The sequence below is a fragment of the Nitrococcus sp. genome (assembly GCF_059432795.1).
The window spans coordinates 1-16,053 of record NZ_JBXWZQ010000151.1; the positions used below are offsets into that span (position 1 = coordinate 1).

The 16,053-nt window shown below is 63.7% G+C and carries 12 protein-coding genes; 6 read left to right on the forward strand and 6 right to left on the reverse strand.

All coding sequences use genetic code 11. The features are described from left to right. The coding region (locus tag AC52Q4_RS10890) for a CheR family methyltransferase (protein WP_495536820.1) at nucleotides 1–4,566 on the forward strand (4,566 nt) is incomplete at its 5' end. Nucleotides 4,567–4,590: 24 nt separating this feature from the next. Then, nucleotides 4,591–4,830 (forward strand): hypothetical protein, encoded by a 240-nt coding sequence (locus AC52Q4_RS10895; RefSeq protein ID WP_495536821.1) that lies wholly within the window; start codon nucleotides 4,591–4,593, stop codon nucleotides 4,828–4,830. Between the two features lie 29 nt (nucleotides 4,831–4,859). Here AC52Q4_RS10895 and AC52Q4_RS10900 read toward each other — a convergent pair whose 3' ends face one another. Genes AC52Q4_RS10900 through AC52Q4_RS10910 form a run of 3 tightly spaced genes read right to left on the reverse strand, consistent with a single transcriptional unit; the run spans nucleotide 4,860 to nucleotide 7,107 of the window. Further along, nucleotides 4,860–5,702, reverse strand: coding sequence for a hypothetical protein (locus tag AC52Q4_RS10900; RefSeq protein ID WP_495536822.1), 843 nt, complete (start codon nucleotides 5,700–5,702; stop codon nucleotides 4,860–4,862). Further along, complete coding sequence (locus tag AC52Q4_RS10905; protein WP_495536823.1) at nucleotides 5,699–6,142, reverse strand: phage holin family protein; 444 nt, start codon at nucleotides 6,140–6,142, stop codon at nucleotides 5,699–5,701. The genes AC52Q4_RS10900 and AC52Q4_RS10905 overlap by 4 nt, the downstream gene beginning before the upstream one ends. Further along, nucleotides 6,142–7,107 (reverse strand): hemerythrin domain-containing protein, encoded by a 966-nt coding sequence (locus AC52Q4_RS10910; protein ID WP_495536824.1) that lies wholly within the window; start codon nucleotides 7,105–7,107, stop codon nucleotides 6,142–6,144. Before AC52Q4_RS10910 ends, AC52Q4_RS10905 begins: the two co-directional genes overlap by 1 nt. 352 nt (nucleotides 7,108–7,459) lie before the next feature. On the opposite strand from AC52Q4_RS10910, the gene AC52Q4_RS10915 reads away from it, so the two are divergent. Next, nucleotides 7,460–9,001 (forward strand): sodium bicarbonate transporter family protein, encoded by a 1,542-nt coding sequence (locus tag AC52Q4_RS10915; protein WP_495536825.1) that lies wholly within the window; start codon nucleotides 7,460–7,462, stop codon nucleotides 8,999–9,001. A 218-nt stretch (nucleotides 9,002–9,219) separates the two neighbouring features. On the opposite strand, the gene AC52Q4_RS10920 is transcribed toward AC52Q4_RS10915, so the two are convergent. Both AC52Q4_RS10920 and AC52Q4_RS10925 read right to left on the reverse strand, forming a co-directional pair. Then, entirely contained in the window at nucleotides 9,220–10,407 is a 1,188-nt protein-coding gene (locus AC52Q4_RS10920) for a thiolase family protein (RefSeq protein ID WP_495536826.1), read from the reverse strand. Nucleotides 10,408–10,502: 95 nt separating this feature from the next. Beyond that, nucleotides 10,503–10,718, reverse strand: a complete 216-nt coding sequence (locus AC52Q4_RS10925; RefSeq protein WP_495536827.1) for a hypothetical protein — start codon at nucleotides 10,716–10,718, stop codon at nucleotides 10,503–10,505. A 184-nt stretch (nucleotides 10,719–10,902) separates the two neighbouring features. On the opposite strand from AC52Q4_RS10925, the gene AC52Q4_RS10930 reads away from it, so the two are divergent. Continuing rightward, nucleotides 10,903–11,157, forward strand: coding sequence for a hypothetical protein (locus AC52Q4_RS10930; RefSeq protein ID WP_495536828.1), 255 nt, complete (start codon nucleotides 10,903–10,905; stop codon nucleotides 11,155–11,157). A 123-nt stretch (nucleotides 11,158–11,280) separates the two neighbouring features. Here AC52Q4_RS10930 and AC52Q4_RS10935 read toward each other — a convergent pair whose 3' ends face one another. Beyond that, nucleotides 11,281–11,766 carry a hypothetical protein gene (locus tag AC52Q4_RS10935; protein WP_495536829.1) on the reverse strand — a complete coding sequence of 162 codons (486 nt, stop codon included), beginning with the start codon at nucleotides 11,764–11,766 and terminating at the stop codon, nucleotides 11,281–11,283. 352 nt (nucleotides 11,767–12,118) lie between these two features. Between AC52Q4_RS10935 and AC52Q4_RS10940 the strand changes: the two genes are divergently transcribed. Beyond that, nucleotides 12,119–14,110, forward strand: a complete 1,992-nt coding sequence (locus AC52Q4_RS10940; protein WP_495536830.1) for a transglycosylase SLT domain-containing protein — start codon at nucleotides 12,119–12,121, stop codon at nucleotides 14,108–14,110. A 297-nt stretch (nucleotides 14,111–14,407) separates the two neighbouring features. Then, on the forward strand, nucleotides 14,408–16,053 hold a 1,646-nt coding region (locus AC52Q4_RS10945), incomplete at its 3' end, for an autotransporter assembly complex protein TamA (RefSeq protein WP_495536831.1).

The following is a 16,053-nucleotide window of genomic DNA, read 5'->3' on the forward strand; positions in this document are numbered from 1 at the left end:
GAGGCGATCAAGGCCGAGGGCGGCATCACCTTCGCCCAGGATGCCTCGGCCCGTCATCATTCCATGCCCCGCAGCGCCAAGGCGGCCGACTGCGTGGATTTCATCCTTTCCCCGCCACGCATCGCCCAAGAGCTCGCCCGAATTGCCGCCCACCCTTACATGATGGGACAAACGGCCAAGCCCCACCCTCCCGCGCAAGTGGAAGGAGCGAAGACGCTCGAAGAGGAGAATGACAAGCCGCTACCGGCAAGCCGAGACGAAACCTCCCGCACGGGCGCGAGGCGGGCACGCGCCGCGGCCGGACTCGAAGAGCCGGCCGATTCAAAGCGCGCGCAGGAGAGCTACAAAAAAATCCTGTTGCTTCTGCGTGATCATTCCGGCGTGGATTTCTCGCTTTATCGCTCGAGCACCATTCAGCGGCGCATCGTCAGGCGGCTGGTGCTCAACAAGTGGACCACGCTGGAGGAATACGTTCGTTTTCTGCGCGACAATACCAAGGAGCTCGATGCGCTTTATTCCGATGTACTCATCAGCGTGACGAGCTTCTTCCGTAACCCCGAGGCATTCGAGGCGCTCCAACACAAGGTTCTACCCGAGCTGCTCCGGCATTCGAGCGAAGATCCGCTGCGTCTCTGGGTGCTCGGCTGCTCGACCGGTCAGGAGGCGTATTCGCTTGCCATTGTCTTCCTGGAAGCTACAGAGGACTCCCCGCGCGGGCGCAAGCTCCAAATCTTCGCCACCGACCTCAACGACGCGCTGCTCGAAAAGGCCCGCCAAGGCTTCTATACGAAAAGCCTCGCCCACGATATCAGCCCGCAGCGTCTGCAACGCTTCTTCATCGAGGAGGAGGACGGCTACCGCGTCAACAAGACGCTGCGCGACATGGTCGTTTTCGCACGGCACAATCTCATCAGCGACCCGCCGTTCTCGCGCATGGATCTCATCAGCTGCCGGAACCTGCTCATCTATCTCGAACCCGACCTACAGAAAAAGGCGCTGCCGACATTCCATTACTCGCTGAAATCAGGAGGCTTTTTGCTGCTGGGTGCCTCCGAATCCATCGGCGGCTTCACCGATCTGTTCGAGCCGGTGGACAAAAAGCACAAGATCTATGTCAAAAAGGCCGTTACGATTCCGGCCTTGTTCCAACTGCCGCTGCCCAAGGAGCGCGACGAGCGTTCCCTGCCCGCCCTGCAGGCGGGACACGGCGAGGTGGCCGAGGGAGTGCATCGCGAGCTCGATGCCCACCGTGAAGCCGATCGGATCGTCCTCAATCGCTTCGCCCCGCCTGGCGTGCTCATCAATGAGCAGCTGCAAGTCCTGCAATTTCGCGGCACCACCGAAGCGTACCTTACGCTGCCGAGCGGCAAAGCGACCTTCGATGTGCTCAAGATGGCGCGGGGAGGATTGATGCTGGCGCTGCGCGCCGCGATCAACCAAGCGAGGCAAGACAATCAGACCGCGCGTAAGGACAACGTGGCAGTCAAACGCAACGGCAACACGCGGCGGGTGAACGTGGAAGTCATTCCGCTGAAGAATCTGCGCGAGCGCTGTTTTTTGATTCTATTCGAGGAAGCGGATGGCACGCTGGCGCAACGCCGAGGCTCCGATCATCAGCCGCCTCCCGTTAGCCGCTTGCCGCACGACGATGCCTCCCGCCGCATCGCCGAGCTCGAAGCCGAACTCGGCGAGACCCGCGATTACCTCCAATCGATGCAGGAGCAGCACGAGGCAGGCAATGAAGAGCTCCAGGCGGCCAACGAGGAAGCTCAATCCGCCAACGAAGAGCTGGAAACTTCCAAGGAAGAGCTCGAGTCCGCGAACGAAGAGCTCGCCACCGTCAACGAGCAGATGGTCAACCGCAACGCCGAGCTCGACCGCACCAATAACGACCTGCTCAATTTCCAGAACTCGACGCGGCTCGCCATTATGCTGCTCGATCGCGATCTCACCATCCGCCACTTCACCCCGCAAGCAGAAAAGCACTTCGGCCTGCTGGCCGCCGACATCGGCCGGCCCATCAGCCAACTTCAGCACAACCTGGTTCTACAGCCTCGAGCCGGCGAAGTCCCCACGCCTGATCTGGAGGGCCTCATCGCTGAAGCGATCACCCAGGGACACGAGGCCGAGTGCGAACTGCAGGACAAAGCCGGACGCTGGTATTCCCTGCGTGCGCATCCCCACCTGACACTCGACAACAAGGTGGACGGTGCGGTACTGGTACTGCTGGATATCGACGCGCGCAAACGCAGCGAGCAGGCGATCGCCGAGGCACGCGATTACGCGCAGAACGTGATCGAGACGGTGCGCGAGCCGTTGCTGGTGCTCGACGAGCGGCTGCGCGTCGAAAGCGCCAACCGCGCCTTCTACGGCATCTTCCATGTCAGTCCCGCCGAGACCGTTGGCAGGTTCATTTACCAGCTCGGCACCGGCCAGTGGGGTAGCCCGCGCCTGCGGGAGCTGCTCGAGCAAACCCTGGCGCAGGACGCCAGTCTCACGGACTTCCAAATCGAGCACGACTTCGCGCAACTGGGCCGCCGCACCATGCTACTCAACGCCCGGCGCATTCTCGATCCGCAACGAGGCATCAGGCGGATTCTGCTCGCCATCGAGGACATCACCGAACGCAAGCGCACGGAAGGGGCGTTGCGCGAAAGCGAGGAGCAGTTCCGCACGCTGGTCGCACAGGTCAAAGACTACGCCATCTTCCGTATAGACCCTCGGGGCCGGGCGGTCACCTGGAACACGGGGGTCGAGGAAATTCTGGGCTTTCGGGAAGAGGAGTTCATCGGCAAGGATATCGTTCCGCTCATATTCACGCCCGAAGATGTCGAGAATGGCGTCCCCGAGCGGGAGTTCGAAGTGGCGGCGGCCGAGGGCGTTGCCAACGACGATCGCTGGATGCGGCGCAAGGGCGGCAGGCATTTCTTCGCGGGCGGCGTCACGACCGCCTTGCGGAATGACGCCGGCGAGCTCGTCGGTTTCAGCAAGGTGATGCGGGATCAGACGAAGCACAAGCGCATGGAATTGGCGCTGCAAAGCTCGGAGCTTCGTTATCGGCGGCTTTTCGAAACGGCCAAGGACGGCATCCTGATACTCGACGACCAAAGCCTGCGTATCATGGACGCCAACCCGTTCATGTGCGAGCTGCTGAGCTATTCGCTCGGTGAGCTCAAGGGTAAGGAGATCTGGGAGATCGGTTTATTTCAGGACCGGCAGAAGAGCCTGGCCGCCGCGCGTAAGCTGCGGGAGGAAGGCTACTTGCGCTACGATGATCTGCCAGTCAAAAGCGCGCACGGCGCCATCCGGGACGTCGAGCTCCGCGGCCACGTTTATCAGGTCGACGACCACGCGGTCGTCCAGTGCAACATCCGCGACATCAGTGAGCGCAAGCGCATGGAGCGCCAGATCCAGGAACAGGCCGAGGCATTGGCCGAGACCGGCCGGCGCAAGGACGAGTTCCTGGCAATGCTCTCCCACGAGCTACGTAACCCCTTGGCGCCGATCCTGAATGCCCTGCAACTGATTCAGCAGGATGGAGATGAGAATGAGCTGCAAGGCGAGGCGCGCGGTGTCATCGAGCGCCAGATGCGCCACTTGGCGAGGCTGGTCGATGACTTGCTGGAAATCTCGCGCATCACCACCGGCCGTATTCACCTGCAAACCGAACCGGTCACCGTCAATGCCGTCATCGAGCGGGCCGTCGAACGCGCGCGCCCGCTGATGGACCAACGCGGCCAGCACTTGACCCTCACGTTCGCCCCGCAACCAATATGGCTGGAGGCCGACTCCACCCGGTTGGAGCAAGTCTTTGGTAACCTGCTCGACAATGCTTCGAAGTACAATAAGGAGGGCGGGCGCATTTCCCTCAGCGTCGAGCAAAGCGAGAGCGGGGCTGTCATCCGGGTGCGCGATGACGGCGAAGGCATCGAGGCGGATATGCTCGCTGATATCTTCGAGCTGTTCAAGCAGGCGAAGCGGTCACTGGACCGCTCTCAGGGCGGCCTGGGCATTGGCCTGGCGCTGGTCAAGAACGTGGTCGAAATGCACGGCGGAAGCGTTGCGGGCCATAGCTCGGGCCTCGGACAGGGCAGCGAGTTCGTCGTGCGCTTGCCAGTGGCTTCGTCGCAGCAGCCAACGCCCGAGACCGCCGCACCGCCTGGGGCAGAAAACCGGGGTTCCCCCCCGCGGGTCCTGATCGTCGATGACAACCTGGATGCCGCCAAGATGTCCGCCATGCTGCTGCGCTCGTGGGAGCACGAGGTGGAGGTGGCCCATGACGGTCCCGACGCTTTGGAAAAGGCGCAAGCATTTCAGCCGCATGTGATTCTGCTGGACATCGGACTCCCGCGTATGGATGGCTTTGCGGTGGCCCGCTCACTCCGGCAGCAGCCGCAATTCGCGGATGTGCGTATCGTGGCGGTTACCGGCTACGGCCAGGCCGTGGACCGGCACCGCTCGAACGAGGCGGGGTTCGACGAACATCTTGTCAAACCGGTCGCAGCGTCCCGCCTCAAAGCGCTGCTGGCCGGGTTCTTTCCACCGAGGACCGAGGGTGGTCAATAGATCCGTCTTTCGAGAGGACCTCCTATGCCTGAACATGAAAAGCCGCTCGCGGACGAGCAACTGCGCCAACTCAGCCACGATCTTCGCGAGTGCCTGCACATGATCGGCATGGGAGTGGAACTGCTGCAGAAGGCCCGCCAAGATGCCGAGCGCTTCGCGCAGACCTGCGAGGCGATCGACAAAGAGCGAAAGGCGGCGCAAAAGCTCGTCGGCGAGCTTATAGACGCCGCCTGCCGCAACTACCATCGAACCCGAAACCTCTGAAAGCTATATCCTGCTTAGCCGCCGCGCGCTCATCTGACAGCGTGTGAGCCAGTTACCTCGTCCGTGCTGCCGGCATTGCCGCCATGCGGCTGAGCGCCAGGCGGGTTGGCAGCTGTCTCGGCCCGTGACTCCCGATTGACGCCACCGCGGTCACCGGAGGCGCCGGCCTGCAGGCCCTCTTGCGCGCCCTGCCCGGCCGCGGCGGTGGCTTCCCGGGCTCGCCGCGCCGTCCAGTCCCTGGCCGGCCCCAGCCGCTCGTTCTCCGCCCGGGTGGCGGGAAGGAGTGCCGCCAGCGCCGCGCCGAGCGCCAAACCGGCGCCGGCTAAGACGATCGGGTATTCGCGAGCGAAATCCCGCGTCTGGTCCATGGTCCGCCGCGTCCGTACGGCCGCCTCATGACCGAACTCGCTTACCCGCTCGCGGGCATCGTCCATCGCATCGCCGCCACGCTCCCGCCAGTCGCGCCCCTGCGCCTTGGCCGCGCTGAGCCGCTCCGCGGCCTCTTCACTCGCACGGCCGGCGGCACCCGCGCTCTTGCGGCGCAGCTCGGAAAAGCGCCCACCCGATAGCCCGGTCGCGTGCCCATTGCCTTGCGAATAGGCCGTCCAGGCGAGGCCGACTGCCGCGAGCGTGATCGGCAACGGATTTTCGACCACGGAGGTACGAAGCCGGCGCAGAAACTCCGCCCCGCTATCCCCCCGCAGGCGCTCCAACGCCGTGTTGACCAAGCCCTCCAGGGAAATTCGTTCTTCGAGCTCGGACAATGTCTCATCGAGCGCGGCCCGATTGGCAGCAAGCATGGACTCGATGGTATCGATGCCGGCGTCCGCCTCGGCGCGTTCGGCATGCCGAATGGTCGCTTCTCTGTTCATCGCGTGTGCTCCTGCATGACTCGGCGGTCCTCTCTAAGAGATGCCGCGGTGGTTCTCGGCGCGAGATGCTTGGCCTTGAGCTTGTTGCGCCCGACGATCAGAAAGATGATGGCCACGATCGCCGCCGCGCTGCCGACAATAAGCGCCGCCTGCCAGGGTTCCATCGCCCGAGCGAGTCCGAATACGCCCGCAACCAGCAGCACGGTCAAGGCGGGTATGCCGAGCACGGCCCCGATGAGCAACGAAACGGCGCCACTTTGCGCCTGGCCAATTTTCTCCGCGACTTCGGCCCGCACGAGCGTCACCTCGTTGTGCACGAGACTCGATGTCTCCTGCATGAGCTCGGAGAAAAGCCGTACCACCGAGGGGCTGCTGCGCTTGATTTCGGAGGTGGGCTCCGGCCCAGCCTCGACGTGCTCTTTGAATGCCTGCTGTACCATTAGCGGGTCTCCTGTGGATGTGTGGGCGGTGCATGCACCGTGCTCGGCGGTGGCGTCGGCGCGGGCGCGCCGGGAGAGGCTACGTAAGAGGATTCGCCGCCGGCAGGCGCCTCGGCCTCGTCATGCTCCGCGCTGGCTTTGACGAAGCGCGTGAGGAGAAAGCCCGCCGCGATCGCGCCACCGAACAGCAGCGCTGGATTGCGCCCCGCGGTATCCCGCGCCGCGCGCAGCAAATCATCGACATCGCCCTCGGCGAGCCGATTCGAGAATCGGCTCAAGCCGTCGGCCGCCGAGCGCAGGTACTGCGAAAGCTGCTGTTGGTCGCGCTTTTGCAGATTGTCGCTGGTCTCGTGCAAGGCCTCGGCGGCGCGGCGTGTCTGCTCCGCGGCGATTCCCGCTCCCTCGGCCGCCGCGGCCTCTCCCTGCGCGCCCATCTTGCGGGCATAGGCCTTCGCCTGCTCGGAGGTTCGAGCCGCGGCGCGTTCGGCCTGCTCCCCGGGTCCATCATGGTCTGTGCTCATACGCTCACCTAGTGGGGTTAATTCCAGCTTTCTCGCGGCCATGCGCTGGAAGAGCTGTTCCTGATCTTCCAGCGTCAGACTCGCGCGCGCTTTCGAAAAGAGCTCGCGCTCTTCCCTTTCGATATGCTGCTCGAGCTCGCTGTCGAGAATCTCGACGCTGCGCGTCCATGCCTCGGAGCCGGGCACCGCCTGTTCCATCTGCAAGAGCAGCGCCCGAAACACTTTATGGTCGGCAATGGATTCATCCACGCGCAGGTCCTTCCCGTGCGGGTCGCGCAGCGCCGGATAGAAAATCTCCTCTTCGATCCGGGTATGCACTTCGAGCTCATCCTTTAGCCGCCGAAAGAGTCGGCGTTGCTCGGCGCTGTCCCTGGCTTGGCGCAATTGGCTCATTCGATGGACCGCGTGCTGGTGGTCCCCGTGCAGTAATCGAATCGTTTCCATGATATTTTCTCCAGGCCGGATGCGTTTGTGTCCTTACGGAAGATATAGAGAAAGAGACCCGGCCCGAGTTCCCTGCGCCGCATGGAATCAACGCGCTTCCGCGGCGGTCTGAGCATTTGAGTAGCGCGAGCGCTCGAACGTCAGGAACGCGCCTTCGTGCGGCCGGCATTTGACCGGTCGACGGTCGAGCGGGTACACAGTGCAGGCAAGTCAACGAGCGGCCGCGCGAGCGGTTAGCCGCGTTATCCGTCAACACATTTCGTAGGGAATTTCCCCATGCTGCCGGCGCTTCGGACAGCCATGTCTCGGGCCGACCGCGCGGTAGCGTGCCATTGGAGAAGGAACGCCAACCATGGCAATTGTTGATCCGCTTCAACGCACCGGACGTCTGGGAGGGGGCATCCTCGAGGATCTGAAGCGCCGGTTTCCTTGGTACGGCGACGACTTGCGCCAAGGGTTACACCCCAAGGTACTCGCCTCCGTGCTCTTTCTCTTTTTTGCCGCCCTCGCGAATGCGGTGGCTTTCGGAGGCCTGACCGAAGTCGTCACCGACGGGGCCATCGGCACTGTCGAAATGATTGCCGTCACCGCCGCGGGCGGCGTCGCCTTCGCGCTCTTCTCAGCGCAGCCCCTCATCATCCTCGGAGGCACGGGGCCGATCGTCATCTTCACCGGTCTGCTCTATGCGGCCTGCCAGCGGCTCGGGATCCCCTTCCTGCCCACCTATGCATGGACCGGAATCTGGTCGGGCGCCTTCCTCGTTATTCTGGCAGTGACGGATGCAAGCGCCATAATGCGCCTGTTCACCCGCTTCACTGACGAGATCTTTGCCGCCCTTATCGCGGTCATCTTCATCGTCGAGGCCGTGAAGATGGCCATCGTGCCGGCTTTCAGCCACAGCGGTAATCCCACCCTCGATCTCGCGAGCCTCGTTCTCGCCGTCACGGCCTCTGGCTTCGCGCTCGCAATGAAGCAGTTCACACGAACGCCCTATCTGAGACGCACGATCCGCACACTCGTGTCGGACTTCGGCCCGGTGCTGGCCATCGTTATCGCGACAGCCTTCTCTCTCCTTTACGCCGACGTCCCTTTCAAACGGCCCGAAGTGCCCGAGGAGCTCGCAACCACGACCGGCCGTCCCTGGATCGTCGACTTGATGAGCATTCCCACATGGGCGATCTTCGCGACCATCATCCCGGCGCTCATGGCGACGATCCTGCTGTTCCTCGACCAGAACATCACCGCGCGCTTGGTCAATAACCCCGCCAGATATCGGTTCACCAAGGGCGGAGGCTTCCACCTCGACCTGCTTGTGCTCGGTTTCATCGTCGGCGGCGCTTCCGTCTTCGCGCTACCGTGGATCGTCGCCGCCACCGTGCACGCGCTCAATCACATCAACAGCCTAGCGGAGACAGAAGTCGTCGAAATCGACGGCCAATCGCGCGAGCGTATCGTGGGTGTGCACGAGAACCGTGTCTCCGCCCTGGCCATCCACCTGCTCATCGGCGCATCGATCCTGCTGCTGCCGCTGGTCAAGCAGATCCCAATGGCCGTTTTGTTCGGTCTCTTCCTCTACATGGGATTCGTCACTCTGACGGGGAATCAGTTCTTCCAACGCGTCACCCTTTGGGTCACCGACCCGCAGCTCTACCCGAACACCCACTATGTGCGCAACGTGCCCCCCCGGGTCATCCATCGATTCACCGCCATCCAGGCCGCGTGCTTCGCGGCGCTCTGGGCTCTGAAGGCGAGCGCCTTAGGCCTCCTCTTCCCGATACTGATCGCCTTGCTCGCACCGCTGCGCTTCCTGCTGAACCGCTTCTTCAAATCCGAACACCTGGAGGCTCTGGACGCGGCGGAGGACATGGATGAAGCCGAGCTTACCGTCCACTGAGCGATGCTTCCGGCTCCCCTGACTCGGCGCCCCGAGAACGACATCGGGGACACCGGGCGGGCGAACCGCCGCACGGAAATTCCATGAAGCCTCCGCCGTCTGAGCGAGCTCAATCGACGGCTCGCCCTCCGGCGCATCGAACGCCGTGCAGCGCCGGGCACATACCTGCTACTCACAATAGATGAGGGCGGCTGTGCGCCGAGAAAGCATTTCTCCGCTCAGAGGCGCTCGAGAGCCAAGGCGATACCCTGCCCACCGCCGATACACAAGGTGACGACACCACGGCGAATATCATCCCGAGCCATCGAATACACGAGCCGGGTCGTGAGGATCGCCCCCGTCGCGCCGATCGGATGACCGTGCGCAATGGCACCGCCTTCGACGTTGACGATGTCCTCGGAGAGCCCGAGATCGCGCGTGACCGCGATCGCGATGGCGGCGAAGGCCTCGTTGATCTCGATTCGCTCGATATCGCCGATCGACCAGCCGGCGCGCTCCAGGGCCTGCCTCACGGCAGGCACCGGCGCGAGCCCGAAGAAACCGGGCTCGACGGCGCCGATGCCGTAGCTGACCAGCCGGGCGAGCGGCTCGAGGCCCTGTTGCTCGGCCCAGCCACGCTCGGCCACGACCATTGCCGCCGCCGCGCTGTTCAGCCCCGGAGCGTTGCCGGCGGTGATGGTGCCGTCCTTGCGAAACGCCGGGCGCAGCTTGGCCAAGCCTTCCAGCGTCGTATCGGCCCGGCCCGCCTCATCACGCGCGAAATGCACGGTCTCTTTCCTGCCCGGCACCTCCACAGGCACGATCTCGGTGTCGAACTTGCCGGCGGCCTGCGCTTCGCCGAACCGCTGCTGACTGCGCATGGCCCAGGCATCCTGCTGCTCCCGGCTGATGGCGTACTCCTTGACCAGATCCTCCGTATGCCACCCGGAGTGCTGCTCGGAGAAGGCATCGTTGAGCCCGTCACGCAGCATGCTGTCGTAGATGTGCGCGTTTCCCATGCGATGACCCCAGCGCCCGCCGAGATCCACATACGGCGCCTGGTCCATGTTCTCCATGCCCCCGGCGATGGCGCAATCGACCAGCCCCAACATCACTTCCTGGGCAGCGCTCGCAATCGCCTGCGCGCCCGAACCGCAGACGCGGTTGACGGTCATCGCCGGCACCTCGACCGGCAGGCCGCCGTTGATCGCCGCCTGTCGCGCGGTGTTCATTTTCGCCCCGGCCTGCACCACCTGTCCCATGACAACGCCATTGACCGCCCGGGGCTCCAAAGCGCTGCGCTCCAAGGCGCCACGAATCGCCACGGCGCCGAGCTCCGGCGCCGGGAGCCCCTTGAGCGTACCCCCGTAGGTACCGATCGCCGTGCGCACGGCATTGCAGATAACCACCTGGCTCGATCCATTCATCGCCTCAACCTCCTCGCGTTGCCTACCTGCCGGCGCGCGCCGCGCCTGCCGGGGGCCGCGGTTATCGCGGCGTCATCGAAACCCCAACGCCCCCGCTATTGCGCCTGAAATCGGCTTCCGCGCTCGATCGCCTCACGCAGGTCGTCGGGATCCAAATCGGGGAACTGCCGAAACAGCTCGTCGCAGCTGCGCTTATCTCCCATGATCGCGCAGACGTCGGTCACGCTCAACGTGGTGCCGGGAACCCGCCAGTTGGCGTCACGTCCCCAGCGTTTAGCAGCCGGCCAACTCGCCCACTTGCTTGCTCTCATCGATCCGACCTCCCAAACGCTTCGAGGCAAGTGCTCGCCCAGTGCACTTCGCGGCGGCGCTGAGCACGCATGGACCGCCGCGCCGAATGTCTACGGTGAGACTCTTCATAGCGGTCAGGGTTCAGTCTTGTCATGAACGGAGAATGCAGCTAGCGTCGGGGCCAGCTTAGAGGCAGTGACTACGATGGATAAGATCGAAGACTACCTGCGCCGCTGTCGGGAGCTGAGCACGTTTTGCTACGAGAACGGCTGGATCGACAACGACACCCTGCGCTGGGAGGTACTCAGGCGCACTGCGGATGGCCTGGAGGTAAGCGTGACTTTCGATGAGGTCACGACGCAGGGCGGCGGCTGCGTCGCCCGCCACATCGAGCGTTTCGGCCGCGTGGGCCTGCAATTGGACGCCACCGGGGAAGTCATCGCCGGGCAAACATGCTGAGACGGCGCGGAGCGAACGATTCCCTCCGCCCGGCGACGGCCGCGCCAAAAGAACGTGCGCCGAGCACCAGCGGAACATCATCCCCGCGCTGCGACCCGGCACCGCTGCCCGCGACCGACAGACTCAACGATGCAGCATCGTCTCCGGTCCCTCATCGAGGGGCAACTCGAACTCGGAGCGATCTCCGGGCGGCCAGAGTAGCGTCATGCTGTGCAGCAATAGCACCATCACCGCCGGCAGCACCGCCTCTTGCGGCAGATCGTGCGGCACGCTGGTCAGCGGAAAGCCTTGCACTTCATTGGTGGCGGCGACCATCAGCATCTGATGATGGCGCTCCAGAAGCACCCGCCAAACTTCCGGATCCAGGTCCTCCCAGGTCTGCGCAACCGGTCGCTCGGAAAAGGCCTCTATAGCCTCATCGGCCTGCCCTGCAAGGGTTTTGTTGTAGGGGAGGTGGCGTATTTCATGCAATCGGGGGCGCAGGATATCGTTCACCGGCCAGAGGATTTCCAGCACGCGCATCCCGCCGAGCTGATCGAATTGCATCTCGGTAAGCGGCTTGTCCAAAACCGATTCGAAGTAGGCTTTTGCAAGCTCGACATTCTTCATGGGGGCCTCCATTGCAATCATCGGGACGCCGCCACTTCTTTGCGCGACGCCGCAGCCGGCTCGGCGCTAGGCACTCTGGGGTCGCGGCAGCGGCGCCGGCGGCCATTGCATTGCAATGGTGCAGCACATCCCAGGGCCGCTCAACCGGCGGCATCGTCCACGCCCCGGCGACCCCGAGCCCGCTTGAAGGCTACCCGGAGCCGACGCGCGGAACGCGATCGTGGCGCTGAGTCTCTCCTTTTAGTACCTTGCGTAAAGAGCCGTGATCATACGCCCTGCATTTCAGGGCAGGTCACGGTTGCCGTGCGCGGACGGGGCACGGGAGAGAACGCGCAGGCTAGGAGGGAGCCACATGCAATGGCGCTGCCGACGTATTGCTCGAGCGGTGTTTGGACTGATCCCGCTTATTGTGCTGACGCTGCTGCCCGCTTCGAATCCCGCCACCGCGAAAGAGCAAAGCGCCGCGACGCCCCTGTCGCGATACGAGGCCGCCCTTCAGAGCCTCGAGTCCAATCAACTGCAACGCTTTCGCGAGCAGGCCGCGCAGCTCGAAGCCTTCCCACTCTACCCGTACCTGCGCTATGCGGAGCTTCGTCACCGGTTGAAATCGGTTCCGCGCGAGGCGGTGGAATCCTACCTGAAACGCTACGCCGAGCTGCCGGTAACGCCTCTGCTGCGCACGGCTTGGTTGCGTGAGCTCGCCAGACGCGGGGACTGGCCGGCATTTCTGGCAAGCGACCGGAAGGGACAGAACGTCTACGTGCGCTGCGCCCGGGTGCAAGCTGATCTCGCCGTGGGCCGTGAGGCGCGAGCGATCGCCGAGGCCAAGCGGCTATGGCCGGTGGGGTATCGCCAACCGCAGAGCTGCAACGCCGCTTTCGATTTATTGGAAAAAACCGGTGTGCTGACGCGTGAGCGCGTCGAGGAGCGGATTCTGCTGGCCCTGAAGGCCGGTCACGACCGGTTCGCCGCGGAACTGCTTGAGCGGTTGCCGGCATCCGAGCGGGACAAAGCCGCGCATTGGCTCAAAGTCTATCGCCACCCCGAGACTAGCCTTGAAGGCCCGCTGCCCGGACCCGAGGAAATGCAGGCGCAGCTGCTTCTCGCCGCCTTCGGCCGTCTGGCCCGCGCCGAGCCGGGCAAAGCCTATCATTTGTGGACGCGCCTCGAGGCCAAGCATCGCTGGGCGGAGAAGATGGCCGGTCCGATCCAGCGCGTCATCGCCTTACACGCCGCCTATCAGGCTTTGCCAAGCGCCGGTGAGTGGCTGCGCGCGCTCCCCGAGACGCAAGCGGATGCGCGCGTTCATGCCTGGCGGGTACGCAGCGCTCTGCGCGCGTCCGATTGGCCGAAAGTGGCCCATGCCATCGAAGCCATGCCTGCCGAGCAACAAGACACCGCCGTGTGGCGTTACTGGCAAGCCCGGGCGCTGAAAGAGCTGGGGCAAACGGAGACGGCCGAGCGCCTTTACCGCACCATCGCCGGACGGTTCTCCTATTATGGATTCCTGGCGGCCGATGCGATTGCCACGCCGTACCGCTGGGGAGCCGCCGTGCCCCCGGCGGACCCCGCCCGCAAGCGCGAGCTGGGCCGAAAAGAGAGTCTGCGGCGAGCCGTGCTGCTGCACCGGGCCGAGCAGCACGAGTTCGCGCAGCGCGAGTGGCGCACCCTCATCGATCGGCTCAGCGTGCGCGAGCGCGTGGCGGCGGCCCGCACGGCGGAGGATGAAGGCTGGCCCTGGGCAACGCTCTATGCGGCCGCGACGGCCGGCGTGAACAACGCCTCTTTTCTGCGCTTTCCGCTGGGCTACTTGCGCGAGGTACGCGCCAGCGCGCAAGCGAGCGGCATCGATCCCGAATGGCTTTTGGCGCTCATGCGCCAGGAGAGCGCCTTTCGCAGCAGTGCCTGCTCGCATGCCGGGGCCTGCGGGTTGATGCAGCTGATGCCGGCGACGGCACGCTGGGTGCTTGCGCGCCAGGGAAAGAACACCTCCGAGCCGAGCGCAACCATCAGCGATCCCGCCAACAGCATCGCCGTGGGCGCGCATTATCTGTCCTATCTGCGCAAACGCTTCTCCAGCCACATACTGGCATTGGCCGCCTACAACGCCGGCCCCGGCAATGTCGCCAAATGGGTGGACACGCAGGAGCCGCCGGTGGGAAGCGCGCGCTGGATCGAAACGCTTCTCTACGGTGAAACACGTCGCTATCTGAAGGCCGTGCTCTTCAACAGCACGGTCTATCGCCTGCGGCTCAATAACCGGACCGTGCGCGTTGCCGAGCTTTTACGAAAGGAGCGTGCGCACCGCGAGCGGCTTGCGTTGGAAGAGCTTGCCGACGAGTAGGCGCATTCCATCCGCTCAGCACCGGAGACCATCGCACGCAGCGCGGCGGGTACCAACCGCCGCGCCGAGGCGAGCGGTTGCCAGCAATTCCGGCCGCGCCGGGAGAACTGGCGACCTACGCCGTTCCATGCGAAGGTGCATACCCCCCCAGCAAGCCAATTGCCGGCATCAGTGTGCCGCGTCGCTCTGATCGTTCAATCGAAACGTAGGAAACGATTCGTTGTATGAGCCATTCCATGCATGCGGGGGACCCGCTAGACAACTCGCGCCCGGCAATAGATCACCTGCTCCAGCCCGATGCACCGGTCTGACCCCTGCCCTGAAAGGGTCGGCCTCGATGGCGGTAAAGCGCCCCGGGAATCGCGCGCGGCCAACGCGCTCGGCTCGTCGCTCGGCACAATCTTCTGGATCGTGCTGGCGCTGATTTTGGCCGGTGGATACCCGCCCGGCGCTGCCGCGGCGGATACTCTGCAGATCAAGATCTCCGGTATCGAAGGCAAGCTCTTGGACAATGTACGGGCGTTTTTGAGCATCGCCCGAGAGAACACGGCCGTTGAAGAGGACATCCCCGATCGCAAGGTGGAAGAACTGCACCGACAAGCGGGCGGCGAGATCCGACAGGCGCTGCAGCCGTTCGGCTATTACCGACCCGATATCGATACCCGTCTCAAAAAAAAGAACGGTGTTTGGCATGCGCGCTACAAGATAAGCAAAGGCCCGGCGATCACGATCCGCCACCTCGAGATCCGGCTGACCGGGGAAGGCCGCGACGAGCCACCGATAAGAAAGGCACTCAAGTCGGTGAACATCGCCGTGGGCCAGCGACTGCGCCACCAGCGCTATGAAACGCTCAAGCAGAACCTGCTCAATACCGCCTACGCAATCGGCTACCTCGACGTCAAATACAGCCGCAGTCAGATCCTGGTGGAACCCGATGACCAAAGCGCAAAAATCTATCTTATTCTGGATACCGGGCCGCGCTATTATTTCGGTGATATCACCATCGAGCAGGACATTCTCAATCCGGAGTTCGTCGACAAATTCGTGCAAATCGAGCGCGGAGATCCCTTCAAGAGCAATCGGCTGCTCGATCTGCAATTTGCGTTGACGGACAGCAACTACTTCAGTCAGGTGGAGCTCCAGACACCTCGCAACGAGGCTCAGGAGCGACATGTGCCGGTCGTGGTCAGGACCACACCGAAAGAATCGCAGAAATACCGGGTCAGCGTGGGTTTCGGCACGGACACGGGCCCACGGCTGGGGCTCGGGGTGCTGTTTCGCCGGGTGACACGCAGCGGCCACCAATTCCGGACCGATCTGGAGGTATCGCTCATAACGACCCGGCTCGGCTCACAGTACAAGATTCCGATCGGCAACATCGCCAGCGAATATCTGGATTTCACCGCTTCCATCGAAAGAGCCATCATCGCCGATGCCACTTCCTTGCAATACACGGTCGGCAGCAGCCTCAATCAGGACTGGCTGGGCGGGCGGCGACGGCTGTCACTGGCTTTCCGGCGCGAGCAATTTTCGTTCGGGAACAATCCCACGCAAAACGCGAATTTGCTGATGCCCGGTATCACGTATACTCGCCAGGTCGCCGACGACCTGCTGTTCACGCGCAAGGGGTATAGCGTCTCGTTGGATCTGCACGGCGGCGCCGAGCCCGCGTTCTCAAGCACGAACTTCCTGCAGGCGCACTTGAGCGGACACGCCGTGCTGCCCTGGGCGAAGCGCGGCCGCTTATTGCTGAGAGCGGAATACGGGGCCACGGCCACCACCGACTTCAACAAGCTGCCGCCCTCGCAGCGGTTTTATGCCGGCGGTGCGCGCAGCGTACGCGGCTATGCATTTCGTACCTTGAGCCCGGAAAACGCCGATAATGATGACATCGGCGGGCGTTACCTAGTGGTGGGCAGCATTGAGGCGGACTATTTGCTTAT

Coding starts and splice junctions, on each gene's coding strand:
- AC52Q4_RS10930 (WP_495536828.1), top strand. CDS start 10,903: ATGGATAAGATCGAAGACTACCTGCGCCGCTGTCGGGAGCTGAGCACG.
- AC52Q4_RS10920 (WP_495536826.1), bottom strand. CDS start 10,407: ATGAATGGATCGAGCCAGGTGGTTATCTGCAATGCCGTGCGCACGGCG.
- AC52Q4_RS10925 (WP_495536827.1), bottom strand. CDS start 10,718: ATGAGAGCAAGCAAGTGGGCGAGTTGGCCGGCTGCTAAACGCTGGGGA.
- AC52Q4_RS10935 (WP_495536829.1), bottom strand. CDS start 11,766: ATGAAGAATGTCGAGCTTGCAAAAGCCTACTTCGAATCGGTTTTGGAC.
- AC52Q4_RS10900 (WP_495536822.1), bottom strand. CDS start 5,702: ATGAACAGAGAAGCGACCATTCGGCATGCCGAACGCGCCGAGGCGGAC.
- AC52Q4_RS10940 (WP_495536830.1), top strand. CDS start 12,119: ATGCAATGGCGCTGCCGACGTATTGCTCGAGCGGTGTTTGGACTGATC.
- AC52Q4_RS10895 (WP_495536821.1), top strand. CDS start 4,591: ATGCCTGAACATGAAAAGCCGCTCGCGGACGAGCAACTGCGCCAACTC.
- AC52Q4_RS10905 (WP_495536823.1), bottom strand. CDS start 6,142: ATGGTACAGCAGGCATTCAAAGAGCACGTCGAGGCTGGGCCGGAGCCC.
- AC52Q4_RS10915 (WP_495536825.1), top strand. CDS start 7,460: ATGGCAATTGTTGATCCGCTTCAACGCACCGGACGTCTGGGAGGGGGC.
- AC52Q4_RS10910 (WP_495536824.1), bottom strand. CDS start 7,107: ATGGAAACGATTCGATTACTGCACGGGGACCACCAGCACGCGGTCCAT.